Origin of the sequence: Roseibium sp., assembly GCF_965229775.1 — a bacterium.
Taxonomy (GTDB): Bacteria; Pseudomonadota; Alphaproteobacteria; order Rhizobiales; family Stappiaceae; genus Roseibium.
Genome location: NZ_OZ245929.1, coordinates 2,331,015 through 2,355,867, shown reverse-complemented (window position 1 = coordinate 2,355,867; position 24,853 = coordinate 2,331,015). Strand labels below are relative to the sequence as shown.

The following is a 24,853-nucleotide window of genomic DNA, read 5'->3' as shown; positions in this document are numbered from 1 at the left end:
GCAGTCTTGCCTGATGGCTGGGAGAACCCATGGTGAAACCGGGCAGGGATTTCAGGGATTTTGTGCAGATCCGGTGCAGGACGGCGGGAAGAAACGGTCAAGAACCCGCGCCATCGCGCACAAAAAAGCCGCCCTGAAGGACGGCTTTTCGCAATTTGCTCTGAAATCGGGGGATCAGACCCGCCGTTCGACCATCATCTTCTTGATCTCGGCGATCGCCTTGGCCGGGTTCAGGCCTTTCGGACAGGCCTGGGAACAGTTCATGATCGTGTGGCAGCGGTAGAGGCGGAAGGGATCTTCCAGATTGTCCAGGCGTTCGCCGGTTGCCTCGTCGCGGCTGTCGATCAGCCAGCGGTAGGCCTGCAGCAGGATCGCCGGGCCGAGATAGCGGTCGCCATTCCACCAGTAACTCGGGCAGGAGGTGGAGCAGCAGGCGCACAGGATGCATTCATACAGCCCGTCCAGCTTGACCCGGTCCTCATGGGACTGGAGCCATTCCTTTTCCGGGGCGGGAGAGACCGTCTGCAGCCAGGGCTCGATCGAGCGGTGCTGGGCGTAGAAGCGCGTCAGGTCGGGCACCAGATCCTTGACCACCGCCATGTGCGGCAGCGGGTAGATCTTGACCACGTCACCGGCGATCTCGTCCATGCCCTTGGTGCAGGCAAGGGTGTTGGTGCCGTCGATGTTCATGGCGCACGAGCCGCAGATGCCTTCCCGGCAGGAGCGGCGGAAGGTCAGCGTCGGGTCGATCTTGTTCTTGATGTAGATCAGGCCGTCGAGCACCATCGGACCGCAGTCATCGGCATTGATGAAATAGGTATCGACCCTCGGGTTGCGGCCGTCGTCCGGGTTCCAGCGGTAGATGCGATATTCGCGCAAGTTGGTGGCGCCTTCCGGCTTGTCCCACACCTTGCCTTCCGTCACCGTGGAGTTCCGGGGTAGCGTCAGCTGAACCATCTCGTTACTGCTCCGCGTTGGGCCCGTGCCATGCCTTTCAGGGGCACGAGGGCCAAAACGTCCTCTCGCTCAGGTCGTGAGCTCAAAGACCATGTTGTCATTCGTCCGGCCTGTCACCTCATAGCCCCGGTTTGCCAGTTCGCTCAGGCAATCCTCGGACCAGTAAGGCCGGCAATTGGTTTCGAGAAGAATCACACGGGGCCACATGGCCTCGTCCGCGTGGCGGAGGAACGGCAGGACGACCCGGTCCTCAAATCCCTCCACATCCACCTTGAGTATGTCGATCCGTTCAAGTCCCTGCTGGTCCGCAATGTCGGTCAGCGGGCGAACGGTCACGTAGGTCTGGGTCCAGTTGCCGGCCCACTCGCCCCGTGTCAGGTCGGTCACGAAAGTGGCGAAACCGCAATTGCTGGGTTCGTGCCACAGCGGCAACGTGTCATCCTTCGACCCGACCGCGGTATTGACGACGGTCACGTTTTCCAGGTCGTTGGCACGCACGTTGAAACTCAGCTTGTGCGCGGTCTGCGGGTTCGCCTCGATGGCGACCACCCTTGCGCCGTGCCGGGCGGCAAATACGGCATAGGAGCCGATATTCGCACCGACGTCGACGAAGACCGTCCCCTCGTGCAGGTGCGGTTCCAGCAGACCGTGTTCGGCGCGTTCCGGCAGCCGTCCCTTGGCGAGGATCTTGCGATCGTCGTAGTTCTCGCCGGGGTAGATCCGGAATTTCAGGCCGTCCGCCTCAAGGTCGTAGGGCCCCTTGAAAACCCGCGCGACGAGCGCGCGGATGCGCTTGCGCAGGCCCCGTGAGAGATCATGCCGGTCGGCCAGACGCCAGGCAGCCCGAACCAGCCGTTCGGCCGGGTAGGTTCCGAACGGGCTTCTTGTGTCCAGAAGTGTTGCCGACTGGCTCACGCAGCGCGCTCCCTAGTAGACACGCGCTTTCGGCGCGATCTTTTTCGGGTCGATGCCGCCTTCCTCGAAGGTGGTCAGCGGATCGAGGACGACGGGACGGTAGTCGAGCTTCACGTCGCCTTCCTCGTTGACCCAGGCCAACGTGTGCTTGCGCCAGTTTTCGTCGTCTCGGCCCGAGAACGGTCCGTCCTTGAAATCCTCGCGTGCATGGGCACCGCGGCTTTCCTTGCGGGCCTCGGCGCCATAGACGGTGGTGATCGCATTCGCCATCAGGTTTTCCAGTTCCAGCGTTTCCACCAGATCGGAATTCCAGATCAGCGAGCGGTCGGAGACCTTGAGGTCCTTCATGTCGCTCCAGATATCGCTCAGACGCTTGCAGCCGGCTTCCAGGCTTTCCTGCGTGCGGAACACCGCCGCATCTTCCTGCATCGCGTGCTGCATCTTGTCACGCAGGTCCGCGGTCGGGATCGAGCCGCTGGCGTTACGGAGCTTGTCGAAGTGATCCATGATCTTTTCGCACGAGGCTTCGTTCGGTGCCGGCGTCGCTTCCTTGGGGTCGACGACTTCACCGGCCTTGATCGCCGCAGCACGGCCGAACACGACAAGGTCGATCAGGGAATTCGAGCCGAGACGGTTGGCGCCGTGGACCGATGCGCAGCCGGCCTCGCCCACCGCCATCAGGCCTTCCTGGATGCGGTTGGGGTTCTTGCCGTCCGCGTTCAGGACTTCACCCCAGTAGTTGGTCGGGATGCCGCCCATGTTGTAGTGAACCGTCGGCAGGACCGGGATCGGATCCTTGGTCACATCGACGCCGGCGAAGATGCGCGCGCTTTCCGAAATGCCCGGGAGGCGTTCGGCCAGCAGGGCCGGGTCGAGGTGATCGAGATGAAGGAAGATGTGATCGCCCTTCTTGCCGACGCCGCGTCCCTCGCGGATTTCCATGGTCATGCAGCGCGAGACAACGTCGCGCGAGGCCAGATCCTTGGCCGACGGCGCGTAGCGCTCCATGAAACGCTCGCCCTCGGAGTTGACGAGATAACCGCCCTCGCCGCGCGCGCCCTCTGTGATCAGACAGCCGGAGCCGTAGATGCCGGTCGGGTGGAACTGGACGAACTCCATGTCCTGAAGCGGCAGTCCGGCCCGGGCGACCATGCCGCCGCCGTCGCCGGTGCAGGTGTGTGCGGAGGTCGCGGAGAAATAGGCCCGGCCGTAGCCGCCGGTTGCCAGCACCACCATCTTGGCGGCAAAGCGGTGCATCGTGCCGTCATCGAGGTTCCAGGCGATCACGCCCTGGCAGACGCCGTCCTCGGACATGATCAGGTCGAGCGCGAAATACTCGATGTAGAATTCGGCATTGTGGCGCAGGGACTGGCCATAGAGCGTGTGCAGGATGGCGTGGCCCGTCCGGTCGGCCGCCGCGCAGGTGCGCTGCACGGGAGGGCCTTCGCCGTAGTTCTGCATGTGCCCGCCGAAGGGACGCTGATAGATCTTGCCCTCTTCGGTGCGCGAGAACGGCACGCCGTAGTGCTCTAGCTCGTAGACCGCTTTCGGGGCCTCGCGGGCCAGGTATTCCATGGCGTCGGTGTCACCGAGCCAGTCGGATCCCTTGACCGTGTCGTACATGTGCCATTCCCAGCAGTCCGGCGTCATGTTGGTCAGGGATGCGGCGATGCCGCCCTGGGCCGCCACCGTGTGGGAGCGCGTCGGAAAGACCTTGGTGATGCAGGCGGTGCGCAGGCCCTGTTCGGCCATGCCGAGCGTTGCGCGCAGACCCGCGCCACCGGCGCCGACAACAACCACGTCATAGGTATGGTCGACGAATTCGTAGGATTTGGCCATCCGGGTCAGCCTCCAAAGCCAATCTTGAGCACTGCGAAAATGCAGCCGAAGCCGATAAAGGCGCAGAAAAAGGTGTTTGCCATCAGCGTGAGGAATTTCAGACCCTCACCGTGGATGTAGTCCTCGATGATCACCTGCATGCCCAGCTTCATGTGATAGACGCCGGAGAGGATCACCAGCAGGAACAGGATCGAAACCAGGGGGTTCTTGAGGGTTTCGATCACGTCGCCGTGGCTCGAACCCTGGATCGAGATCACGAGGATCACGAAGAAACTGATCAGGACAACGTTGGCCACGGCCGTCAGGCGCTGCTTCCAGAAATGGTCGGTGCCTTCCTTGGCAGAGCCCAGTCCGCGAACCTTGTTGAGAGGGGTGCGCATATCGCTCATGACACTCTCCTTAGCGAACCATGTAGCCGATGATCCAGAGGATCAGCGTGAGTGAGACGGAACCGATGATCGTGGCCTTGGCAAGCCATTCACGGGCCTCCTTGCCGAAGCCGGCGCCCATGTCCCAGATGAAATGGCGCAGGCCGCCGAGCATGTGGTGCACCAGTGCCCAGGTGAAGCCGAACAGGATCAGTCGTCCGATGAAGGAACCGTAAATGCCGTTCACGAAGTCGAAGTAGGTCGGGCCGGCGGCGGCGGCGATCAGCCACCACGCCAGCAGGATCGTCCCGAAGTAGAGCGCCGCACCGGTGATGCGGTGCAGGATGGACATGACCATCGTCAGAATCGGCTTGTAGATCTGAAGATGGGGTGACAGCGGACGGTTGCCCCGCATATCGGCGTTCGACATGGAATTCCTCTCCCGTACGACGCTACCTTACGCTTACGCAAACGTAAGGAAATCAGTGCGTTGTCTAGAAAGGTTCTAGCGCCAAGATGGCGTCGCGTCAAAACATCAAAAAGGAGAATCTGGAAAGTTACTTTGCCCGTTGTGGACTTAAATCGATGAGATCCCGGAAATTACGTTCTGCGGCGCACAAAACTCTGCCCTTCCCAACGGATCAAAATTGCGTAACTCTCCCCTGCGTCATCTTATTTCCGGTGACGCGGGGCCGCTGGCCGGCGGTAACAGGAGGCACATTTCATGAAGAAAGCAATCGCGGAATTTGTTGGAACATTCACCCTCGTGCTGTTCGGGTGCGGGGCAGCCGTCATCGCCGGGATGGGGACCGGCCCGACCGCCATCGATGTCCTGGGAATCGCCTTCGCATTCGGCCTGTCCATCGTGGCGATGGCCTATGGCATCGGCATGATCTCCGGATGTCATATCAATCCTGCCGTCAGTCTCGGGGTCTACCTGGCCGGCAGGATGCCCGCGAACGAACTCATCACCTACTGGATCGCGCAGGTGCTCGGCGCACTGGCGGGCGCGGCAGTGCTTGCGATCATCCTGAGCGGCAAGGCCGACGGGTGGGACGGCGGTCTCGGACAGAACGGCTGGGGCGCAGGCAATTTCGGCGAATACAACATGATGTCAGCGCTGATCTTCGAGATCGTCGCGACCTTCCTGTTTCTCGTCTGCATTCTCGGCGTCACGCAAAAGGGTGCGCCTGCGCATCTCGCAGGTCTGGCAATCGGTCTGACGCTGGTCGTCATCCACATCGTCGGCATCAACGTCACCGGCGTTTCCGTCAATCCGGCGCGATCTCTCGGACCGGCGATCATCGGCGTTGCCAGCAACCCCGGCGCATTGGGCCAGGTCTGGCTGTTCATTGCCGCGCCGCTGATCGGCGGAGCCGCCGCAGGCCTCCTGTTCAAGTCCGGCATGCTTGCAGCGGAAGAAGAAAGCTAGAAAGCGGGACGGCGGCCGGAGATGCTCCGGCTGCCGGTTCGCAAGGGGCACTCAGCCGAACACGGACCAGCCGGTCCGTTTTGCGAAGGTCTCCATGGCTTCCGTGCCGAGCTTGGAATTGCCGTAACGGTTCAGGCCCGGCGACCAGACGGCGATCGAGGCCCGGCCCGGCGAAATCACCAGGATGCCGCCGCCAACGCCGCTCTTTCCGGGAAGTCCGACGCGAAAGGCGAAGTCGCCGGAGCCATCATAGTGACCGCAGGTCATCATCAGGGCGTTGATGCGGCGGCGGCGCTGGACGGCGACAAGCGCCGGCACGGTTTCCGCTTCGATCAGGAACCGCCCGGCGAGCGCCAGCTGGCGGCAACTCATCTCGATCGCGCACTGGTGACAGTAGGTGCCGAGCACCTTGTCGACATCGGACCGCATGTTGCCATGCGAGGCCAGATAATGCGCGAGCGAAAAATTGCGGTGCCCGGTCGCCAGCTCGGACTGCGCCACCTTTTCGTTGATGTGAATGCTGTCGTCGTCCGCGGCGGCCCGGATGAAACGGATCAGTTCCCCCAGCGCCTCGCGCGGGTTGGATCCGGCGAGGTAGGTATCGGTCGTGACCAGGGCGCCCGCATTGATGAACGGATTGCGCGGGATCCCGTCTTCCCGCTCCAGAAGCAGAATGGAGTCGAAGGACAGCCCGGAGGGCTCCCGCCCGACCCGGTACCAGAGCTGATCGCCGACGCGCCCGAGAGCCAGCGCAAGGGCGAACACCTTGGAAACGGACTGGATGGAAAACGGGACATCGGCGTCACCGGCGGTCATGAGACGCCCGTCCTCAAGCGCTACGGCGATGCCGAACTGATCCGGGTCGATGCCGGCAAGCTCGGGGATATATGTCGCCACCTTGCCCTTGTCGGCACTGTTTGCGGCCGTCTCGGCGATTTCCAGCAACAATTCCTGCATCGTCATCCTCCGGCCTGCATGCGCGCAGATCCATTGACCCAGCGGCAGCAGTTCGTCAGATCGCCGCCCCGGATGCAAGTCTCTTGTAGAGATGCAGCATGAAGATGGTCGCGAAAATCGGCGTCACCAGATTGAGGATCGGGACGGCCAGCAGGCAGGCGATGATCAGTCCTGCGAGAAAGACCGTGCCGCCGCGGGCGCGGCGGAATGCCTTCGCCTCTGCAGGCGGCAGGTAACGCATGGCCGCAAACTCGAAGAATTCACGGCCCAGCAGATAACCGTTGACGACAAAAAAGGCGACGAGATTGACGCCGGGCACCAACAGCAGCAACAGCGCGAACAGGTTGCCGACAATCACAACACCCGTGAACTTGAGGGTCTGGACCAGGGACTTGGAAAGCGGCAGAGCGCTGCCGGGACGGTCCGCGGGATAGTCCCGCGCATCGACGATATCGGCGATGTCATCCTGAAACAGGCCGGCAAGCAAGGCCGATATTGGCGCGATCAGGAAGCCGAGCACGAAGACCGCGCCAATGCCGGTCAGGATCGAAATCGACCATTCCGTCCAGCTGATCCAGGCGCTGCCGTCGCCCCACTCGGTCGCCGCGACACCCAGAAGATGGCTGACGATGCCCTGCAGGGCGAACCAGATCACGATCAGGATCGCGAGCGTGAACCCCAGCATTTTCCAGAAAATCTTGCGAAACGGCTGCTCGAATACCTGCGACATGGCGCGGGAAGCTGCTTGGAACATGAAACCTTCAAGTCTTTGTGAGCGACTGCAACGACATAGGTGCGGTGACAGGAAGGTGCAAGAGACCAGGTGGCGCGTGAGCCGGACAGCGTTCTAGAACTGTGTCCGCGCTTTGAGCGCCTGGGCCAGCGTTCCCTCGTCGAGATAATCCAGCTCGCCGCCAACCGGCACGCCGTGGGCCAGCTTGGTGACGTTGACGCCGAGCGGCGCAAGCTGATCCATGATGTAGTGCGCCGTGGTCTGTCCTTCGACCGTCGCGCTGATGGCCAGGATGACTTCGTTGAAGCTTTCGGAGCCGCAGCGATCGATCAGGGACGCCAGGTTCAGGTCCTCCGGGCCGATGCCGTCAAGCGGCGACAGGGTGCCGCCGAGAACATGGTAGCGCGCCTTCACGGCGCCGGCGCGTTCAAGCGCCCACAGATCGGCGACGTCCTCAACGACGACAAGAACCGTTTCGTCGCGCTTCGGGTCGGAACAGATGGTGCAGGGGTCCGAGGTGTCGACGGTGCCGCACACCGAGCAGATCCCGATTTCACTGACCGCGACACCCATCGCCTCGGACAGCGGAACCAGAAGCTGGTCCTTCTTCTTGATGAGATGCAGCGCGGCCCGGCGCGCAGACCGCGGCCCGAGACCGGGCAGCTTCGCGAGGAGCTGGATCAACCGCTCGATTTCCGGTCCCGCTACGCTCTTTTGTGCCATGTTCTCATCTTCTCTGACGGGCTGGAGGCTCGAAGAGGTTTGCCCCCTCACCCGGGTCTTCGACCCGGCCTCTCCCGGCGGGAGAGGCTATCCTTCTGATCTTGCCGTTTTCGGGTGCAGCAATGCGGCGCAGGTACCCAGCTTATTTTGCCTACCCCCGCGACTGCAGCGTGACCCTCAAAACGGCAGTTTCATACCGGCCGGAAGTCCGAGACCACCCATGAGTTCCTGGGTCTTTTCCTGGATGGCCATTTCCACCTTGGCGCGGGCGTCGGTATGCGCGGCCATGATCAGGTCTTCCAGAATCTCGCCTTCGTCCTCTTTCAGAAGCGAAGGGTCGATCTTGAGACCTTTCAGGTCGCTCTTGCCGTTCAGCGTCACCTTCACGAGACCGGCGCCCGCGACACCCTCGACCTCGATATCGATGATCTGTTCCTGCAGCGAGCCCATCTGCTCCTGCATCTCCTTGGCCTGCTTCATCATCTTGAGGAAGTCCATGGGATCTCTCCTTGCAATTTCTCAGGCGCGATGCGCCGCGTGTCCATTATCTGGGGTCAGCTATTAGAAGAACAACAGCGTCCGATCAATCGTCTTCGTCTTCACCGAGGGCTTCGTTGAGCAACGGGTCGCTCACCATCGGATCGGCCAGGGCCGCCTCGTCTTCCTCGGTGACCTGCACCTTCACATCGACGACCCTCGCCCCCGGGAACTGGCTGAGCAGGGCGGCGACGGTCGGGTGTGACTTGGCGTCGGACAGAAGCTGCTGCTGATTGGCTTCCTGTTCTTCGTGAATGGTCGGCCGGCCATGCTCACGCGACACGACAACGAACCAGCGCTGGCCGGTCCATTCGGTCAGCTTGCGGCCGAACTCCCCGGCGATGTCGGCGGGCGCGTCATCCGTCGGCTGGATCTCGATCTTGCCGGGTTCGAACTTCACCAGGCGCATCTGCCGCTGAATGGCGACCTTCATCGGAATATCGCGCTTTTCCGAGGCAAGGGCGGCGCAATCGTAAAGGTTCTTCAGCGCGGATTGCATTGTTTCCGGCATATGCTGCGGCTGCGTTTCGGCCTTGCCGGTGACCGGGGCGTGGTCCGGCAAGCCCCCGCTTATCGCCGCAAGCTGCGGCCTGCCGGCCGCCTGCATTGACGGTGCGCCACCGCCGTCACCCGGGCCATGATTTCCGGACGGTGGCGGCATGCCGACTGCCATTGCCTGGGCGCCGCCGCCGGACGGGCCGGCCCCGTGACCGCCCTGCCCGGCAGGGCCTGACGCCGAGGCCAGCGGGTTCTGGCCGTTTTTCACCTGGGTCAGCAATTCACCCGGATCGGGGAGATCGATCGCGTAGGCGAGGCGGACCAGCACCATGTCGGCGGCCTGCAGGGGCTTCGACGCGGTCTGAACCTCCTGGACACCCTTCAGCAGGATCTGCCAGGCGCGCGAGAGCAGGCGCACGGAAATCTTCTCGGCGAAGTCCTTGCCGCGCGCGCGTTCGGCTTCCGTGACCGTGGCCTCGTCCGCCGATTTGGGGGCCACCTTCATGCGGGTGACCAGATGGGTGAAATCGGCAAGATCCGTCAGCACGATCGCAGGATCCGCGCCAACATCATACTGGGCCTGAAGTTCTGAAAGTGCCTCTTCGATGTGCCCCGACATCAGGTGCCCGAACAGATCGATGACGCGCGCCCTGTCAGCAAGCCCGAGCATCTGGCGCAGATCGTCCGCTTCGATCGCGCCGGTCTCATGCGCCATAGCCTGATCGAGCAGGGACAGGGAATCGCGCGCGGAACCCTCGCCGGCCCGGGCAATCAGCAAAAGCGCCTCATCCGAAATCCGGATGTTTTCCGCGTCGGCGATCCGGCGCAAAAGGCCGATCATCTTGGACTGGTCGATCCGTCTCAGATCAAAGCGCTGGCAGCGCGACAGCACCGTGATCGGCACCTTGCGGATCTCGGTCGTCGCAAAGATGAATTTCACATGCTCGGGCGGTTCCTCAAGCGTCTTGAGCAAGCCGTTGAAGGCCGCGTTGGAGAGCATGTGCACTTCGTCGATGATGTAGACCTTGTAACGCGCTGTCGCCGGACGGTAGCGCGCCGCGTCGATGATCTCGCGAATGTCGTTGATACCCGTGTGGGAGGCTGCATCCATTTCGATCACGTCGACATGACGGCCCTCCATGATCGCCTTGCAATGGGTGCCTTCCCGTTCGAGCTTGACGGTCGGTTTGTCCGCTTCTCCGGGAATTTCGTAGTTCAGGCCACGCGCCAAAATCCTTGCGGTGGTTGTCTTGCCGACACCGCGCACCCCGGTCAGCATCCAGGCTTGGGCAATCCGCCCAGTCTCGAACGCGTTTTCCAGCGTCTGCACCATCGGCTCCTGGCCGACCAGATCCTCAAAATTCTTCGGCCGGTACTTGCGCGCCAGGACACGGTACGCACCGTCCTGGCGGTGATCGCCGGAATCGGAATTGCTGTTCGTCACCGGTGCGGGCGCACCTTCCTGCGGAAAACCTGACTCGTCCATGAGCGGCACCATACCGCCTTTTTCGAAAATGGGGACGGCAAGATTGCGTTTTTCTGTGAAATGCGGATTGCACAAGCCGGGACCAGTCAACGGTGGCCCTGGTGCCTGCACAAACAAAAATGCCGCCCGGAGGCGGCCGCCGCAAAGTATGCGGGTTTCATGAGGGTGGGAGGCTGGCACGGCGACCCGTGCCGAGGCTCGTTAGGGCTGCTTCCTTCCGGACCTGACCCGGTTGGCGAGTGGCTCGTCCACCACCAACCTCCCGAGCGCCTTATATCAGATGCCCCCTGGGGTTTGGCAAGGGGCTGCCAGAGGTTTTTTGTTTGCCGGGGAAACGGCCGCGTCAGGGCCGCAAGGTCGCCAGTTTCAGACCGAACCCCATGAACACCAAACCGGTAATGCCTTTCAGCCAGCGCTGGAAGGCCGGGCTCCCGGCAGCTTTGGAGACGCTGGAGAGCAGAAGCACCATCGCCCCGAACCAGATGACGTTGATCAGCGCATGCACGGCAACCAGAGAGAAGGCCGCCGCCACGGCGCCCGCCCCCTCGGGAATGAACTGCGGAAAGGCGGCGAGATAAAACATGGAGACCTTCGGGTTCAGCGCATTGGTCAAAAACCCCTCGCCGCAGGCCCGGATCATGGTGCGCCGGCGCCGGGCCGGGGCAACGGATCCGGAAGCAAGCACGCGCCCGGTCAGGGCATCGCGGAGCGCTTTCAGGCCGATCCAGACCAGGTATGCCGCACCGAGCATCTTGACGACGAAAAACGCCTCTGCCGAATGCACGAGGATCACGGAGATGCCCAGGATGGAGAGAGTTCCGTGCAGGAAGAACGCAGCGACGAAGCCGGCGATGTTGAAGGCGGCCGCTCCCTTTCCGGATGTCGGCACGGTCTTCGCGATGAGAACACCATTCGGTCCGGGCGACATGACCAGAAGCGCGGCGACAAGTGCAAAACTGAGGAGTGTTTCAAGGGGCATGGCGTCGTCCGGAAATGTCGAGGTGGCGGGAATATTCACGAAAACAGCTTCGCTTCGCGAGCAATCTACCCATATGTTGGACAAATGCAATTTTCGCGGGCTTCCCGACTTCGGGCGTCCGCAGACCAAAGCAACCGGACACCCGACCATGACTTCCTTTGCCCTCAACCCACGCCTTGAAGGTGACAGCATTTTTGTCGCCGATCTGCCGCTGTCCTCGGTACGGCTGATGAAAGATGCCAATTATCCGTGGCTGTTGCTCGTGCCACGCAAATCCGACCTCGTCGAGATCATCGATCTGGACGACAGCGACCAGATGCAGTTGATGCGGGAAATTGCGCTGTCCAGCAGCGCGCTCAGAACGGTCACGGAGTGCGAGAAACTGAATGTCGGCGCGCTTGGCAACCAGGTATCACAGCTTCATGTTCATGTGATCGCACGGTTCCGCAATGACAGCGCATGGCCCGGCCCCGTCTGGGGCGTCGTTCCGCCGGCAGACTATGAGACCGACCACGCCGACCGGCTGATCGGCGATCTCAGGGACGCTCTCGCTGACGTGCAATAGGCCGCGCTGGACACACCATCCGTGCGGCCCTAAAGTCCGCCCAAACGCTTTCCTTCCCAAAAAATTTTCAGGGACCTTACCATGCGAGCAGCTGCCGCCAGTCTCCAGGCAATGGAGATGAGCTTTATCGACAACACCCTCGACAGGCAGTCGGAACGGCGCGGTGAAATCAGCTACCTGAAAGGCCTGCTCGACCTTGCCGAAACGCGGGTCGTGCTGTCCACGGACAAGACGCTGGTCTTTCGGAACGAAGCCGAGAACGGCATCGGACACGATCTGGGATCGGCGCTGGCGCTCGGCGCAAGCGCCGACGAAATGGTGTTCCTGGGCCTTCGCCCGGATAGCGGCCAGGCCCTGTTCGCAACGACATTGCCCTGCAGCGACGAGGATCTGGAAGCAAACGAGAGCCTGCTCGTTCAGGACCTGCGCAACCTTGCGCTCCAGAATGCGTTTTCGACCGAAGATCTCAGCGTCCTTGCCCAGGCGCGGGCGCTGATCCACTGGCACCGGACCCACCAGCACTGCTCCAGGTGCGGTGCGAAGACCCATATGGCGGAAGGCGGCTACCGGCGCGACTGCCCGTCCTGCGGCGCTCCGCATTTCCCCCGCACCGATCCTTGCGTGATCATGCTGATCACGCATGAGGACCGCGCCCTGCTCGGCCGGCCCGCACGTTTGCCGGAAGGCGTCTACACCACGCTGGCGGGCTTCATGGAACCCGGGGAAACAATCGAGGCGGCGGTCAGACGGGAGGTGTTCGAGGAAAGCCGGATCCGGGTCGGCGAGGTCGCCCTGGTTTCCAACCAGCCCTGGCCGTTTCCCGCCAATCTCATGCTTGGCTGCATCGGCACGGCAACGTCCCTCGACATCGAGATTGCCGATGACGAACTGGAGGCGTGCAAATGGTGCGACCGGGCGGAGGTGCGCCAGATGATCGACGGCACCCACCCGGAGGAACACCGGATACCGCCATCCATCTCCATCGCCTATGAACTCATCGTCGGCTGGCTTGAAGAGCGTCTGTGATGACCTGGTGCATTTATCTGACCCATCCCGAGGTCGCGATCGACCCGAATGTCCCCGTCCCTAAATGGGGCCTTTCGGAGGTTGGCCGCGCGCGCGCACAACAGGCGACCGGGCTCCCGTTCGCATCTGGGATCGGCGCGGTCGTCTCCAGCGGGGAAACGAAGGCGATCGAGACCGCGGCGTATTTTGCCGCAATACAGAACCTCACACCGCTCGTGCGCGCGGATCTTCACGAGAACGACAGATCGGCAACCGGCTTCCTGCCCCCTGCCGAATTCGAGGCGGTCGCGGACCAGTTCTTCGCCGATCCCGCAACCTCCGTGCGTGGCTGGGAACGGGCGATCGACGCACAGGCACGCATCCTGAACGGCGTGAAGGACGTCATTGCGGGCATCGCACCGGAGACGCCCGTTCTCTTTGCCGGTCACGGGGCGGCAGGCACACTGCTGATGTGCCACCTGATGGGAACGCCAATATCCAGGTCGCATGACCAGAAGCGCGGCGGCAGCTGGTACCGGTTCGAAAAAGACTGGCTCACGACACAGGCGGCGGGTGATTTAAGCTGGATCGAGGTCTGATGCCGGTCGGACTTCGCCGCGCGCCGTGCTAAGCTTGCCGCCGAGATTCAACTGCTGGAGCCTGCCGTGATCCGAGGTCTGACACTTGCCCTTGCCGCGCTTCTGATACCGCTCGTTGCCCTTGCCGGCAGTGCAAATGCGGGAAAATACGATGCCCAGTTCCGTCAGTTTCTGAATGAGACCGTCATCCCCGAGGCGAAACGGGCCGGTGTGTCACAGGCAACTCTGGACAGGGAACTGGCAGGGTTGACGCCGGATACGTCGCTGCCGGGCCTTGTCGGACCGGGCGGCAAGGGCGCTCCGCCGAAGATCAATTTCCAGGCCGAATTCCGGTCTCCGCAACGCTACTTCCGGGACAGCCAGTTCAATTCGCTGGTCCCCGGTGGCCGCCGCCTCATGCAGAAGCACGCGGCAACGCTTCAGAGAATCGAGGCGAAATACGGTGTTCCCAAGCGGATCATCCTGGCGATCTGGGCGCGCGAATCCGGCTATGGGGGCGCCAAGATCCCGCATGACGCCCTTAGAGTGCTGGCAACGCAGGCCTTCATGGGCCAGCGCGCCGACTTCTTCAAGGGCGAGTTGATCGCCGCGCTGAATATCCTTCAGAAAGGTGATGTCTCCCGCAGTGCCATGCGAAGCTCCTGGGGCGGGGCCATGGGGCAACCGCAATTCCTGCCGTCTTCCTACCTGAAATATGCCGTCGACTTCGATGGTGACGGCAAACGCAACATCTGGACGTCCCAGGTCGATACCATGGCCTCGATCGCCAATTACCTTGCCGCACACGGTTGGCAGAAAGGCCGCGACTGGGGTTATGAGGTCCATCTTCCGGAGACGGTCTCCTGCACCCGCGAGGGCCCGGACAACCGGCAGAAAATATCCCGGTTTGTCGGCGAAGGCGTCAAGCGTGTCAGCGGCAAACCCTTTCCGGACAATGAGATCAACCGTCCAGGCAACATTCTTCTGCCCGCAGGCCGCTATGGTCCGGCTTTCATAGCCACCGAGAATTTCTACGTCCTCAAGGAATACAACGAGAGCGACACCTATGCGCTTTTCGTGGGCCACCTTGCTGACCGCTACGGCAGCAACAAGCCCTTCGTCGCCAGCTGGAAACCGATGAAGGACACGACGCGCGGGGCGGTGCGCAATCTCCAGGTTCGCCTTGAAGGTCTCGGCCATGATGTCGGCGGTGCCGATGGGCTGATCGGCTTCAAGACGCGCCGGTCCATCGGCAAGGACCAGGAAAAGAATGGTTTCTTTGCGACTTGCTGGGTTGGGTGAAAACACCCTTAAAAAAAATACGTACAAAACAAACTAAAAGCCACACATCAAGCAATGGTTCAGTAATCAGATCCATGTAAACTTTGTCGAACTACTCACGTTATCGGCAATTTTAACTACGCATGAGACTGTTTCGGCAACAACCACTAGCTTCAGCCTCACTGGTGTTTACCGGAGCACTTGTGCTTGCCCTTTCCTTTTTTTCGGTTTCCCTTTGGGAATTCAGTCGAACAGAAGCCGATGACCGAGCCCGGATTGTGCAACTCGCCGAGGCGTTTGTCGGCCAATATGCCGAACAGCACTCAGCGGGCATGCCTTTACCCGCCGCGTTCCGGCGGATGGGACTCGAGACCTTTCTTCAGGCCCGTCTCGGCAACACAAGCCATGCCCCCATGACTGTAAGGGTTCCTGGGCGTCCCGGTGCTGAACTCGGCTATACGGAGCCGCTCGCGCATGTTGCCGACACGATCGACCGCATCGCTGCGAGCGGGAATGCCGGCATTCACGAAGAGCTGCGTGTCGAGGACTGGCGTGTCGTCGGCCGTTCGATATTCCCGACCCTGGCGACGTCCGAGGTCTGCGTCACCTGTCACAACAGGGAATTGGGCAGCGCGCGTTTTGCCAAGGGCGACGTGATGGGTGCCTTTGTCGTTGAGTCCGACCTCACCGGTTATGTTGCGAGAAGCCTGGCCTATGCGGGTTTCGCGTTCGGACTGCTGCTGCTGGGCTATCAGATCCTGGCCAACCGCGAATACCGGCGAACCCGGGCCATCGTGGAACTTGAAAGCCAGGTGCAACTTGAAAGACAGAGACGGGAGGCGGAAGCACATTCAAATTTCGTTTTGTCCCACGATTCCCTGACGGGCCTTGTGCGGCGTTCCGTGTTCATGGAAAAGCTCGGCGACATCTGCGCGGAAGGTTGCGAAAAAAGGTTTTTCCTGGCGCTGATAGATCTCGACGATTTCAAGACGATCAACGATACGATGGGACACGATGCGGGGGATGCCCTGCTCGTCGCCATTGGCAGCCGGTTACAGAACCTTGCCATTGATGCCTCAGGACTGGCGGCAAGACTGGGTGGCGACGAATTTGCCCTCCTTGTCCCGAAAACCGAACGCATCCCTTCCATGCGATCGATCGGTACCAGCATCGTTGACCTGGTCCGCCGTGAAGTGACCCATGACAGCTTTTCGATCCAATCAAGCTGCTCCGTCGGCCTGTCCGAATGCGGGCCCGGACAGTTGCACGATAGGAAGAGCTTCCTGAAATATGCGGACGCGGCGCTTTATGTCGCCAAGAACGGAGGCAAGGATCAGTACTGCGAATTTGATGACGGTATCCGCCGCGACCTGAACCGGCGGTCGCTCATAACCTCCGCACTTCCCCAGGCCATCCGGCACAACGAGTTGAGCGTGGCGTTCCAGCCCAAGATCTGTCTTGCGAGCGGGCTGCCAGTGGAATTCGAATCGCTAGCCAGGTGGGACCTGCATTCAAAGCCCGTATCGCCGGGCGAGTTCGTCAAGATCGCCGAAGAAACCGGCACGGTGCTCGAACTTGACCTTGCAACGCTTGCCAAGGCTGCCGAATTCGCGGTTTGTGCCATCAACCTTACGGGAACGCAGGTCAGGATCAGTTCAAATGTCTCGGCTCTCGGGTTCAGAACACCGCAGATTGCAGACAGGATTCTTGATTGCGTCACGAAGGCCGGATTGCCGCCGCGATGTCTGACGATCGAGGTGACTGAAAGCGTGCTCGTGGAGAATGTGGCATCGGCAAACGAGAGCCTGAGCAGCATGCGCGCAAATGGTGTTCGCGTTGCCCTGGATGATTTCGGAACCGGCTATTCGTCACTGCGCTACCTGCAGCAACTGGTCTTCGACGAAATCAAGATCGACCGTTCCTTCCTCCAGGACATCGCAAAAAACAATGAAAAGCATTTTCTGTTCGCGAAGATCGTCGAAATGGCGAAGGGCCTCAACAAGGAAGTGGTCGTCGAAGGGATTGAAAATCAGGCCCAGTTGAACCTCGCCGTTTCAACCGGTGCAAATCTCGGCCAGGGCTACTTCTTCTCCAAACCTCTGGACCAGACCGCAGCCCTTGCCTACGCCCAAAGGCTCACACGCGATCGTTTCGGATCACAAGCCGTTTGATGTTTGTGCTGCAATCGAAAGGCCCTGCCAGCAAAATCAGGCGTTCACAACGCCTTCCGGTGCCGTTTCCAGGCGGAAAGCGGCGGCCATGAGCGCCCGGGTGTAGTCGGTTCTCGGTGCATCGAAAATCTGCTCCGACGGCCCGGCCTCCACGACCTTGCCCTGCCGCATTACGATCACTTCGTTCGCAAGCGCCCGCACGACCTTCAGATCGTGGGAGATGAAGAGATACGCGAGGCCATGCGCCTTTTGCAGATCGCGCAGCAGATCGACCACCTGGGCCTGCACGCTCATGTCGAGCGCGGAGGTCGGTTCGTCGAGCATGACGAACTTGGGTTCCAGAACCATTGCGCGCGCAATCGAGATCCGCTGCCGCTGACCGCCCGAAAACTCGTGCGGATACCGGTGCCGCATGCCGGCCTCCAGCCCGACTTCGACCAGGGCCTGGGCGACTTTCCGGTCCCTGTCCTCATAGGACATTTCCGGGAAATGAACCTGCAGCCCCTCGCCGACGATATCGGCGACGGACATGCGCGGTGACAAGGCGCCGAAGGGATCCTGGAAAACGATCTGCATGTCCCGGCGCAGAGGCTTCATCTGCTTCCACGAGTTCTGCTGTATCTCGTTGCCGTCGAACGAAATCCGTCCGGTCGACGAGATCATGCGCAGGATCGCCAGACCGAGCGTCGTCTTGCCGGACCCGCTCTCACCGACGATCCCCAGTGTCTGTCCCTGCCTGACCTCGATATCGATGCCGTCGACGGCCTTGATGTGGTCGACGGTCTTGCGCAGGAGACCACGCTTGACCGGGAACCAGACTTTCAGATCCTCCGCCTGCACCACGACCGGCTTGGACTTGTCCGTCTCGGGCGGTTCTCCCTTCGGCTCGGCGGCCAGAAGATGCTTGGTGTAGTCGTGCTGCGGATTGTCGAAGATATCCGCGACCGGCCCCTGTTCCACGATCTTGCCGTCCGTCATCACGCAGACGCGGTCCGCGAATTTGCGCACGATGCCGAGGTCGTGGGTGATGAACAGCATGGCCATGCCCTGCCGGCGTTGCAGTTTCTTCAGGAGTTCAAGTATCTGTGCCTGTACGGTCACGTCGAGCGCCGTCGTCGGTTCATCGGCAATCAGGAGGTCGGGTTCGTTGGCGAGCGCCATGGCGATCATGACACGCTGACGCTGTCCGCCGGAGAGCTGGTGCGGATAGGATTTCAGCCTGGTTTCCGCCTCGCGAATGCCGACCTGGTCGAGCAGTTCCAACACCCGCTTGCGCGCCTGCGCTTCGCCCATGCCCCGGTGGATACGCAGCACTTCCGAAATCTGCTTTTCAACCGTGTGCAACGGATTGAGCGAGGTCATCGGTTCCTGGAAGATCATCGACACCGCATTGCCGCGGATCTTGCGCAACTCGTTGTCGCTCGCCTTCAGAAGATCCTGACCGTTCATCAGGATCTCGCCGGACGGGTGGGACGCCGCCGGATACGGCAGCAGCTTCAGGATCGAGAGCGCGGAAACGGACTTGCCGGAACCGCTTTCACCGACCAGCGCGATCGTCTCGCCCTTGTCGATGTCGAAGGAAATCCCGTCGACGGCGAGCGACTGGCCCTTGCCCTGGGCAAAGGCGACCGAAAGGTCCTTGACGGAGATGAGCGTGCGGCTAGCCATTGGCACCTCCCTGCGCCAGGCTCTTGCGCGGGTCGAAGGCGTCGCGCACGGCTTCGCCGATAAAGATCAACAGGCTCAGCATGATCGACAGAACGAAGAAGCCGGTGAGGCCGAGCCAGGGCGCATTGAGGTTGTTCTTTCCCTGCCGAAGAAGCTCGCCGAGTGACGGTGATCCGGGCGGCAGACCCAGCCCGAGAAAATCCAGCGCCGTGAGCGTCGAGATCGATCCGTTAAGGATGAACGGCATGAACGTGAGGGTCGCGACCATGGCGTTGGGAAGCAGGTGCCGCCACATGATCACCGGATTGGAGACCCCGAGCGCCCGCGCGGCGGAGATATATTCAAAGTTCCGCCCCCTCAGGAACTCCGCGCGGACCACGCCGACGAGAGCTATCCAGGAAAAGGCGAGCAGGATCGAGAACAACACCCAGAAGCCGGGTGTGAGCACCGATGAAATGATCAGAATGAGATAGAGGGTCGGCATCGCAGACCAGATCTCGGTGAAGCGCTGGAAGCCCAGATCGACCCATCCGCCGTAATAACCTTGCGTCGCCCCCGCAGCGATGCCGATCACCGACGAGGCAAGCGTCAGCGCAAGTCCGAACAGGACGGACAGCCTGAAGCCGTAAAACAACCTGCCGACGACGTCCCTGCCCTGATCGTCCGTCCCGAGCCAGTTCCAGTTCCCCAGGGTGCAGTTCGGGTCCTCGTCTCCCAACGGGTACTGAACGCAGCGCTCCGCCTTGGGAATCATCCATGTCGGCGGAGACGGGGCGGCAACCGGTATCTCGTTGTTGACCGTGTTGTAGGAGTAGCGCACCGGCGGCCAGAGCATCCAGCCGTTGGCGTTGATTTCCTCCTGGATGAAGGGATCGCGGAAATCCGTGGTCGCCAGAAACCCGCCGAACTTCTCTTCCGGATACTCGGTGAAGACCGGTGTCAGGAACTCGCCCTTGTACATGGCCACGATCGGCCGGTCGTTGACCAGAAACTCGGAAAACAGGGTCATGAAGAACAGGACGAGAAAGATCCACAAGGACCAGTACCCGCGCCGGTTCGCCTTGAAATTCTCGAGCCTGCGCCGGTTGATTGGCGAAAGGCCCCGCTTGACCGGCGGCGGCGCCGTCTCTTCCGGCAACGGGTTCAGGACATCGTACCCTGCCCCTTCGAGATCCTTGTCAAGGCGCGTATCCATGGATCACACCTCCCGGCTTTCAAAGTCGATCCGGGGATCGATCCAGGTGTAGGTCAGGTCCGAGATCAGGTTCACGATGAGACCCATCAGGGCAAAGATGTAGAGGGTTGCGAAGACGACCGCGTAGTCCCTGTTGATCACCGATTCGAAGCTGAGAAGCCCCAGTCCGTCCAGCGAGAAGATCTGCTCGATCAGGAGTGACCCGGCGAAGAAGGCCGAGATGAAGGCACCCGGGAACCCGGCCACCACGATCAGCATCGCGTTGCGGAAAACGTGGCCGTAGAGAACCTGGCTTTCCCCAAGCCCCTTCGCCCGCGCGGTGATGACATACTGTTTTCGGATTTCATCGAGGAACGAGTTTTTCGTCAGCAGCGTCAGGGTCGCGAAAGCCGAGAGAGACAGGGCAATCAGCGGCAGGACAAGGTGCCAGAAGTAATCGATGATCTTTGCGTACCAGGACAGCTCCGCCCAATTGTCCGAGGTCAGCCCGCGCAAGGGGAAGAAATCCCAGAACGACCCGCCGGCGAACAGGACAATGAGAAGCACCGCGAACAGGAACCCGGGGATCGCATAGGCGATGATGATGATCCCGGATGTCCAGATGTCGAACCGGCTTCCGTCCTTGACTGCCTTGCGGATACCGAGCGGGATCGAGATCATGTAGGAGATCAGGGTCATCCAGAGCCCGAGCGAGATGGAGACCGGCAGTTTTTCCTTGATGAGATCGATGATGCGGATGTCCCGGAAATAGCTCTCGCCAAAATCGAACCGGGCGTAGTTCCAGAGCATCGTCAGGAACCTTTCAAGCGGCGGCTTGTCGAAACCGAACTGCGCTTCCAGTTCCTTGATGAATTCCGGGTCGAGCCCCTGAGCGCCGCGATACTTGGACGTGACCGCATCGCCCGCGGTCCCGCTCCCGCCAGAGGCTTCGTTGCCGGTCGCTGAAAAGTCGCTGCCTCCGCCGCTGATCCGGGCGGTCGCCGACACGTCCGTTCCCTGGAGTTGCGCAATCACGCGTTCCACGGGCCCGCCGGGCGCGAACTGGATGATGATGAAGTTGATGGCCATGATCCCGACGAGGGTCGGTATCATCAACAGGACACGGCGTAGGATATAGGCGCCCATGGGGTTATTTCGTTCCCTTTTTCCTTGGACTTATGAAGCGCACTGACACTGCCACATTCAGGTTTTACCCGGCTTTGCCGATCTTTTCCGCTTTTTCCTGGTCTATCCACCAGAGATCTTCCACCGGAAAGAAATAGCGTGGCGTGACGTCCGGGTGTCCGAACATGTCCCATACCGCAACGTTATGCACAGGTTTGAACCATTGCGGCACCCAGTAGTGGCCGGATCTGAGGACCCGGTCGAGCGCGCGCGCCGCCACGACCATCTCCTCACGCGTGTCGGCTTCCAGGGCCTTGTCGATCAGGGCATCGACAACGGGGTCGGAAATACCGGCGATGTTGTAGGTTCCCGGTGTTGCCGCGGCCTTGGACCCCCAGGACGTACGGATCGCCTCGGAAAGCGTCGCGTTCAGGGAATAGCGCCGCGAGCAGATGTCGAAATCATAGTCGTTCAGCCGCGACTGATACTGCGCCGGGTCCACAAGCCGGAAGGTGGCGTTTACCCCGAGCCGTTCCAGGTTCTTGATAAACGGATTGATGATGCGCTCGAAAGCAGGCGAATTGTTCAGGAACTCGATCGTCAGCTGCTGTCCGTCCGGTCCGACCAGGCTGGTGCCCTGACGTTCGTAGCCGGCTTCCTTCAGGAGGTCGTTGGCCTGCCTGAGCAGTTTCCGGTCAAAACCGGACCCGTCGCTGACCGGCTGAATATATGCGGTTTCAAAGACGCTCTCGGGGAGCTTGTCGCGATAGGGCTCCAACAGCGCCAGTTCGTCCGGCGCGGGCAATCCTTCCGCCTTCATGTCCGAATTCTCGAAAAAGGATTCGGTCCTCTGATAAAGATCGTAGAACAGATTCTTGTTCGACCATTCAAAATCGAACGCGTAGCTGAGCGCGCGACGGACCCGCGGGTCCTTGAACTTCTCGCGGCGCGTGTTGATGAACCAGCCCTGCGCGCCGGAGGGGCGTCCGTCCGGAAACTCCTTCTTGACCACGCGCTTTTCGACAACTGCCGGGAAAGTGTACTCCGTCGCCCAGAATTTGGACCGGAACTCCTCGCGATAGGTCATTTCGCCTTTCTTGAAGGCCTCGAACGACACCTGCAGATCGCGGTAGAAATCAACGCGGATCACGTCGAAGTTCTTCTGTCCCTTCAGGACCGCCAGATCATTTCCCCAATAGTTCTCGACCCGGTGGTATTCGACATAGCGGCCGACCGCGTGTTTGCCGACCTTGTAGGGGCCCGACGACAAAGGCGATGTCAGCGTGCTCTGCTTGAAATCATAGGCGGTGTAGTAGCGCTTGGAAAAAATCGGCAGACCGGCAACGAGCAACGGCAGTTGCCGCGACTGATTGCCGGAAAAATGCAGGGCAACCCGGTATTCGTCCAGGATCTCGGCATCCATCAGTTCCTGGATGTTCTGGCTGATCTGCGGATGCCCGTCTCCCTTGAGCAGCATCAGCGAAAAGGCGACGTCCTCGGCGGTCAGCTTCGAACCGTCGTGGAAACGCGCTTCCGGCCGCAGATTGAACGTGTAGGTGTTGCCGTCTTCGGAGACCTCCACCGTCTCGGCAAGAAGGCCGTACATGGCATCTGGTTCGTCATAGGCCCGCACCATCAGCGTGTCGAAGCACAGTTCCATGCGCGGCGGCGCATCGCCCTTCAAAATGAAGGAATTGAACGTGTTGTAGGTCAGGGTGTTCTGATTGTAGTACCAGTAAGGCGCCTGGAAGATGAAGGTTCCACCCTTTGGAGCGTCGGGGTTCGCATAGTCGAAATGCGTGAAATCGGGACCGTATTTGAGATCACCGAACACCGACAAGCCGTGCTGGGGCTTGCCTGCTGACGTTCCGGCGGCCCAGCCGGACGTGGTCCCGATGGGCATGGATCCGGCGAGCGCCGCAGCGCCCGACAGCTTGAGTAATTGCCTCCGGGTCGGGGTCGAGACAGCGCTCATTTCGCTACCCCCGTCTTTTCGGCCTTCGCTTCGTCATACCACCAGATCGTCGGGAAGCCGTGCGTGAACTCCGGAATGTTGTCCGGGTGTCCGAAACGGTCCCACCGCGCGGTCCTGTAGGTGTCGATATACCACTGCGGGATGACGTAATTGCCGTGCATCAAGACCCGGTCGAGCGCCCGTGTCGCTGCCACCAACGTTTCCCGGTCCTCGGCGAAGATCACTTTCTCGATGAGCGCGTCGATGCCCGGATCCTTGATCCCGGCGTAATTGTAGGACTGCTGCTTGTCGGCGGCTTCCGACCCCCAGAAATCCCGCTGCTCGTTGCCCGGAGAGAGCGACTGGGCCATTCCGAGTGTCGTCATGTCGAAATCGCGGCTGCGGATCCGGTTGATATATTGCGGCGTGTCCAGCACCCGGTAGGACATGTCGATCCCGAGGCGCTTCAGGTTCGCCGCGAAGGGCAGCACGTACCGTTCGGAGTTGGGATCGTTGGACACGAACTCGATGGTGAACGGTTCGCCGGTCTGGCTGCTGACAAGTTTCCCGTTTTTCAGCTCGTAGCCGGCTTCCTTCAGGAGATTGAAGGCCTCACGCAGATTGCCGCGCATCGTCTGCGGATCGCCGCCGACGGGATTTTCGTAGGTTTCGGTGAAGACATCCGCCGGCAACAGGTCGCGGACGCTTTCCAGGATTTCCAGTTCCTTGCCTTCCGGAAGACCGGAATGGGCAAGTTCGGTTCCGGCAAAGTAGGAATCGATGCGCTTGTACTGATCGAAGAACGCGGTCCGGTTGGTCGATTCAAAATCGAAGGCATAGTTCATGGCACGGCGGACGCGTTCGTCCTGGAACTTTTCGCGCCGCAGGTTCGGAACGAAGGCCTGCATCAGCCCGCTGCCCTTGTCCGGGAAGGTTTCCAGCAGAATTCTGCCCTGATCGACCGCCGGTGTCCGGTAGCCCGTCGACCAGTTTTTCGCCACGTTTTCAGACCGCCAGTCGAACTGGTCGCCCTTGAAGGCTTCGAGCTGAACGGTGCTGTCCAGATAGGAATCGTAGCGTATCTCGCCGAAATTGTTCGTGCCGACGCGGATCGGAAGGTCTTCGCCCCAATAATCGTCGACCCGCTCGTAGACAACCTGGCGGTTCGGTTCAAAGCTCTTGATCGCGTAAGGCCCCGATCCCAGCGGCGGCTCCAGGGTGCTGGCGCCGATATCCCTCGTTTCACCCTTGTCGTTGGTGCCGGTCCACCAGTGTTTCGGCATCACGAGCACCTGCCCGACAATGTGAGGCAGCTCGCGGTTGTTCGCCGTATCGAATTCGAACCTCACCACGCCTCCGGGCAGTTCTTCTGCCGATGTCACATTCTGGTAGTAGAACCGCTGGCGCGGATTGAGTTCGGTCGCCTTCTCGAACGACCAGATGACATCTTCCGGCGTGATCGGCTTGCCGTCATGCCACCTGGCGTCCGGGTTGAGCCGGTATTCGACCCAGGAATAGTCTTCCGGGTAGCGCATCGCCTCGGCAATGACACCGTACTGGGCGCTGATGTCGGCCTCGTCGAGCGCCTGTTCCATCAGGCTGTCGTAAATGAGATTGATGCCCGGCGCGACGTTGCCCTTCGGCAGGATCGGATTGAACGTGTCAAAACCACCGCTCGTCGACAAGCGCAGCAGACCGCCTTTCGGAGCGTCCGGATTGACATAGTCGAAATGGGCGGCGTCCGCGCTGTAACCGGGTGTTCCGGTCAATGCCGTTGCGTGTTGCCATTCAGGCTCGGACGTATTGGCCAGTCCGGCCGGCACCGCCGCAAAAGAAACTACACTGACAAACCCGACCGCCGCGGCCGCGTTGTTAAATAGACGCCGTGAAAACACTATCGGTTTCTCC

Annotated in this window: 22 protein-coding genes and 1 other RNA gene; 6 read left to right on the top strand and 17 right to left on the bottom strand. The window is 61.0% G+C overall.

Annotated elements, in window-relative coordinates; genetic code table 11:
• Positions 1-174 precede the first annotated feature (174 nt).
• From ACO07N_RS10750 to sdhC, 5 genes are all read right to left on the bottom strand, one after another.
• Positions 175-957, bottom strand: coding sequence for a succinate dehydrogenase iron-sulfur subunit (locus tag ACO07N_RS10750; protein ID WP_421981008.1), 783 nt, complete (start codon positions 955-957; stop codon positions 175-177).
• Between the two features lie 69 nt (positions 958-1,026).
• Complete coding sequence (locus ACO07N_RS10745; RefSeq protein WP_421981007.1) at positions 1,027-1,872, bottom strand: FkbM family methyltransferase; 846 nt, start codon at positions 1,870-1,872, stop codon at positions 1,027-1,029.
• A gap of 12 nt (positions 1,873-1,884) precedes the next feature.
• Complete coding sequence (gene sdhA, locus ACO07N_RS10740; RefSeq protein WP_421981006.1) at positions 1,885-3,711, bottom strand: succinate dehydrogenase flavoprotein subunit; 1,827 nt, start codon at positions 3,709-3,711, stop codon at positions 1,885-1,887.
• A 5-nt stretch (positions 3,712-3,716) separates the two neighbouring features.
• The gene (gene sdhD, locus ACO07N_RS10735; RefSeq protein WP_421981005.1) at positions 3,717-4,100 is read right to left on the bottom strand and encodes a succinate dehydrogenase, hydrophobic membrane anchor protein; all 384 of its coding nucleotides are present in this window, start codon (positions 4,098-4,100) and stop codon (positions 3,717-3,719) included.
• Between the two features lie 10 nt (positions 4,101-4,110).
• Positions 4,111-4,509 (bottom strand): succinate dehydrogenase, cytochrome b556 subunit, encoded by a 399-nt coding sequence (gene sdhC, locus ACO07N_RS10730; protein ID WP_319385369.1) that lies wholly within the window; start codon positions 4,507-4,509, stop codon positions 4,111-4,113.
• Positions 4,510-4,803: 294 nt separating this feature from the next.
• Between sdhC and ACO07N_RS10725 the strand changes: the two genes are divergently transcribed.
• Complete coding sequence (locus ACO07N_RS10725) at positions 4,804-5,511, top strand: MIP family channel protein (RefSeq protein WP_421981004.1); 708 nt, start codon at positions 4,804-4,806, stop codon at positions 5,509-5,511.
• A 51-nt stretch (positions 5,512-5,562) separates the two neighbouring features.
• Here ACO07N_RS10725 and ACO07N_RS10720 read toward each other — a convergent pair whose 3' ends face one another.
• The 7 genes from ACO07N_RS10720 to ACO07N_RS10690 all read right to left on the bottom strand — a co-directional run bounded on the left by ACO07N_RS10720 (position 5,563) and on the right by ACO07N_RS10690 (position 11,424).
• Positions 5,563-6,468 (bottom strand): glutaminase, encoded by a 906-nt coding sequence (locus ACO07N_RS10720; protein ID WP_421981003.1) that lies wholly within the window; start codon positions 6,466-6,468, stop codon positions 5,563-5,565.
• Between the two features lie 55 nt (positions 6,469-6,523).
• The gene (locus tag ACO07N_RS10715; RefSeq protein ID WP_421981002.1) at positions 6,524-7,222 is read right to left on the bottom strand and encodes a sulfate transporter family protein; all 699 of its coding nucleotides are present in this window, start codon (positions 7,220-7,222) and stop codon (positions 6,524-6,526) included.
• A 93-nt stretch (positions 7,223-7,315) separates the two neighbouring features.
• Positions 7,316-7,924 (bottom strand): recombination mediator RecR, encoded by a 609-nt coding sequence (gene recR / locus ACO07N_RS10710; protein WP_421981001.1) that lies wholly within the window; start codon positions 7,922-7,924, stop codon positions 7,316-7,318.
• A 177-nt stretch (positions 7,925-8,101) separates the two neighbouring features.
• On the bottom strand, positions 8,102-8,422 hold the full coding sequence (locus ACO07N_RS10705) for a YbaB/EbfC family nucleoid-associated protein (RefSeq protein ID WP_299476533.1): 321 nt from the start codon (positions 8,420-8,422) through the stop codon (positions 8,102-8,104).
• Between the two features lie 85 nt (positions 8,423-8,507).
• The gene (locus ACO07N_RS10700) at positions 8,508-10,445 is read right to left on the bottom strand and encodes a DNA polymerase III subunit gamma/tau (RefSeq protein WP_421981000.1); all 1,938 of its coding nucleotides are present in this window, start codon (positions 10,443-10,445) and stop codon (positions 8,508-8,510) included.
• A gap of 165 nt (positions 10,446-10,610) precedes the next feature.
• An RNA gene (ffs, locus tag ACO07N_RS10695) (signal recognition particle sRNA small type) lies at positions 10,611-10,708 on the bottom strand.
• Positions 10,709-10,788: 80 nt separating this feature from the next.
• Positions 10,789-11,424 (bottom strand): LysE family translocator, encoded by a 636-nt coding sequence (locus tag ACO07N_RS10690; RefSeq protein ID WP_421980999.1) that lies wholly within the window; start codon positions 11,422-11,424, stop codon positions 10,789-10,791.
• Between the two features lie 148 nt (positions 11,425-11,572).
• Between ACO07N_RS10690 and ACO07N_RS10685 the strand changes: the two genes are divergently transcribed.
• The 5 genes from ACO07N_RS10685 (at position 11,573) to ACO07N_RS10665 (ending at position 17,024) form a co-directional block, all read left to right on the top strand.
• Positions 11,573-11,989, top strand: a complete 417-nt coding sequence (locus tag ACO07N_RS10685; protein ID WP_421980998.1) for an HIT domain-containing protein — start codon at positions 11,573-11,575, stop codon at positions 11,987-11,989.
• 81 nt (positions 11,990-12,070) lie between these two features.
• Positions 12,071-13,015 carry an NAD(+) diphosphatase gene (nudC, locus tag ACO07N_RS10680; protein WP_421980997.1) on the top strand — a complete coding sequence of 315 codons (945 nt, stop codon included), beginning with the start codon at positions 12,071-12,073 and terminating at the stop codon, positions 13,013-13,015.
• Positions 13,015-13,593: a histidine phosphatase family protein gene (locus ACO07N_RS10675; protein WP_421980996.1), complete on the top strand. Its 579-nt coding sequence runs from the start codon at positions 13,015-13,017 to the stop codon at positions 13,591-13,593. The genes nudC and ACO07N_RS10675 overlap by 1 nt, the downstream gene beginning before the upstream one ends.
• 66 nt (positions 13,594-13,659) lie before the next feature.
• The gene (locus ACO07N_RS10670) at positions 13,660-14,874 is read left to right on the top strand and encodes a lytic murein transglycosylase (protein ID WP_421980995.1); all 1,215 of its coding nucleotides are present in this window, start codon (positions 13,660-13,662) and stop codon (positions 14,872-14,874) included.
• Between the two features lie 392 nt (positions 14,875-15,266).
• Positions 15,267-17,024 (top strand): putative bifunctional diguanylate cyclase/phosphodiesterase, encoded by a 1,758-nt coding sequence (locus tag ACO07N_RS10665; RefSeq protein ID WP_421980994.1) that lies wholly within the window; start codon positions 15,267-15,269, stop codon positions 17,022-17,024.
• Between the two features lie 36 nt (positions 17,025-17,060).
• Here ACO07N_RS10665 and ACO07N_RS10660 read toward each other — a convergent pair whose 3' ends face one another.
• The 5 genes from ACO07N_RS10660 to ACO07N_RS10640 all read right to left on the bottom strand — a co-directional run bounded on the left by ACO07N_RS10660 (position 17,061) and on the right by ACO07N_RS10640 (position 24,843).
• Positions 17,061-18,692: an ABC transporter ATP-binding protein gene (locus ACO07N_RS10660; RefSeq protein ID WP_421980993.1), complete on the bottom strand. Its 1,632-nt coding sequence runs from the start codon at positions 18,690-18,692 to the stop codon at positions 17,061-17,063.
• Positions 18,685-19,887 carry an ABC transporter permease gene (locus tag ACO07N_RS10655; RefSeq protein WP_421980992.1) on the bottom strand — a complete coding sequence of 401 codons (1,203 nt, stop codon included), beginning with the start codon at positions 19,885-19,887 and terminating at the stop codon, positions 18,685-18,687. Before ACO07N_RS10655 ends, ACO07N_RS10660 begins: the two co-directional genes overlap by 8 nt.
• Before the next feature lie 3 nt (positions 19,888-19,890).
• A complete protein-coding gene (locus ACO07N_RS10650; RefSeq protein WP_421980991.1) occupies positions 19,891-21,012 on the bottom strand; it encodes a microcin C ABC transporter permease YejB in 1,122 nt (373 codons plus the stop codon).
• A gap of 64 nt (positions 21,013-21,076) precedes the next feature.
• Positions 21,077-22,966 carry an extracellular solute-binding protein gene (locus tag ACO07N_RS10645; RefSeq protein WP_421980990.1) on the bottom strand — a complete coding sequence of 630 codons (1,890 nt, stop codon included), beginning with the start codon at positions 22,964-22,966 and terminating at the stop codon, positions 21,077-21,079.
• Positions 22,963-24,843, bottom strand: coding sequence for an extracellular solute-binding protein (locus tag ACO07N_RS10640; protein ID WP_421984414.1), 1,881 nt, complete (start codon positions 24,841-24,843; stop codon positions 22,963-22,965). The genes ACO07N_RS10645 and ACO07N_RS10640 overlap by 4 nt, the downstream gene beginning before the upstream one ends.
• Positions 24,844-24,853: the final 10 nt, after the last annotated feature.

Coding starts and splice junctions, on each gene's coding strand:
- ACO07N_RS10655 (WP_421980992.1), bottom strand. CDS start 19,887: ATGGATACGCGCCTTGACAAGGATCTCGAAGGGGCAGGGTACGATGTC.
- ACO07N_RS10660 (WP_421980993.1), bottom strand. CDS start 18,692: ATGGCTAGCCGCACGCTCATCTCCGTCAAGGACCTTTCGGTCGCCTTT.
- ACO07N_RS10665 (WP_421980994.1), top strand. CDS start 15,267: ATGACTGTAAGGGTTCCTGGGCGTCCCGGTGCTGAACTCGGCTATACG.
- ACO07N_RS10675 (WP_421980996.1), top strand. CDS start 13,015: ATGACCTGGTGCATTTATCTGACCCATCCCGAGGTCGCGATCGACCCG.
- ACO07N_RS10700 (WP_421981000.1), bottom strand. CDS start 10,445: ATGGACGAGTCAGGTTTTCCGCAGGAAGGTGCGCCCGCACCGGTGACG.
- ACO07N_RS10705 (WP_299476533.1), bottom strand. CDS start 8,422: ATGGACTTCCTCAAGATGATGAAGCAGGCCAAGGAGATGCAGGAGCAG.
- ACO07N_RS10720 (WP_421981003.1), bottom strand. CDS start 6,468: ATGCAGGAATTGTTGCTGGAAATCGCCGAGACGGCCGCAAACAGTGCC.
- sdhC (WP_319385369.1), bottom strand. CDS start 4,509: ATGTCGAACGCCGATATGCGGGGCAACCGTCCGCTGTCACCCCATCTT.
- sdhD (WP_421981005.1), bottom strand. CDS start 4,100: ATGAGCGATATGCGCACCCCTCTCAACAAGGTTCGCGGACTGGGCTCT.
- ACO07N_RS10685 (WP_421980998.1), top strand. CDS start 11,573: ATGACTTCCTTTGCCCTCAACCCACGCCTTGAAGGTGACAGCATTTTT.
- ACO07N_RS10650 (WP_421980991.1), bottom strand. CDS start 21,012: ATGGGCGCCTATATCCTACGCCGTGTCCTGTTGATGATACCGACCCTC.
- ACO07N_RS10690 (WP_421980999.1), bottom strand. CDS start 11,424: ATGCCCCTTGAAACACTCCTCAGTTTTGCACTTGTCGCCGCGCTTCTG.
- nudC (WP_421980997.1), top strand. CDS start 12,071: ATGCGAGCAGCTGCCGCCAGTCTCCAGGCAATGGAGATGAGCTTTATC.
- ACO07N_RS10715 (WP_421981002.1), bottom strand. CDS start 7,222: ATGTTCCAAGCAGCTTCCCGCGCCATGTCGCAGGTATTCGAGCAGCCG.
- recR (WP_421981001.1), bottom strand. CDS start 7,924: ATGGCACAAAAGAGCGTAGCGGGACCGGAAATCGAGCGGTTGATCCAG.
- ACO07N_RS10750 (WP_421981008.1), bottom strand. CDS start 957: ATGGTTCAGCTGACGCTACCCCGGAACTCCACGGTGACGGAAGGCAAG.
- sdhA (WP_421981006.1), bottom strand. CDS start 3,711: ATGGCCAAATCCTACGAATTCGTCGACCATACCTATGACGTGGTTGTT.
- ACO07N_RS10725 (WP_421981004.1), top strand. CDS start 4,804: ATGAAGAAAGCAATCGCGGAATTTGTTGGAACATTCACCCTCGTGCTG.
- ACO07N_RS10645 (WP_421980990.1), bottom strand. CDS start 22,966: ATGAGCGCTGTCTCGACCCCGACCCGGAGGCAATTACTCAAGCTGTCG.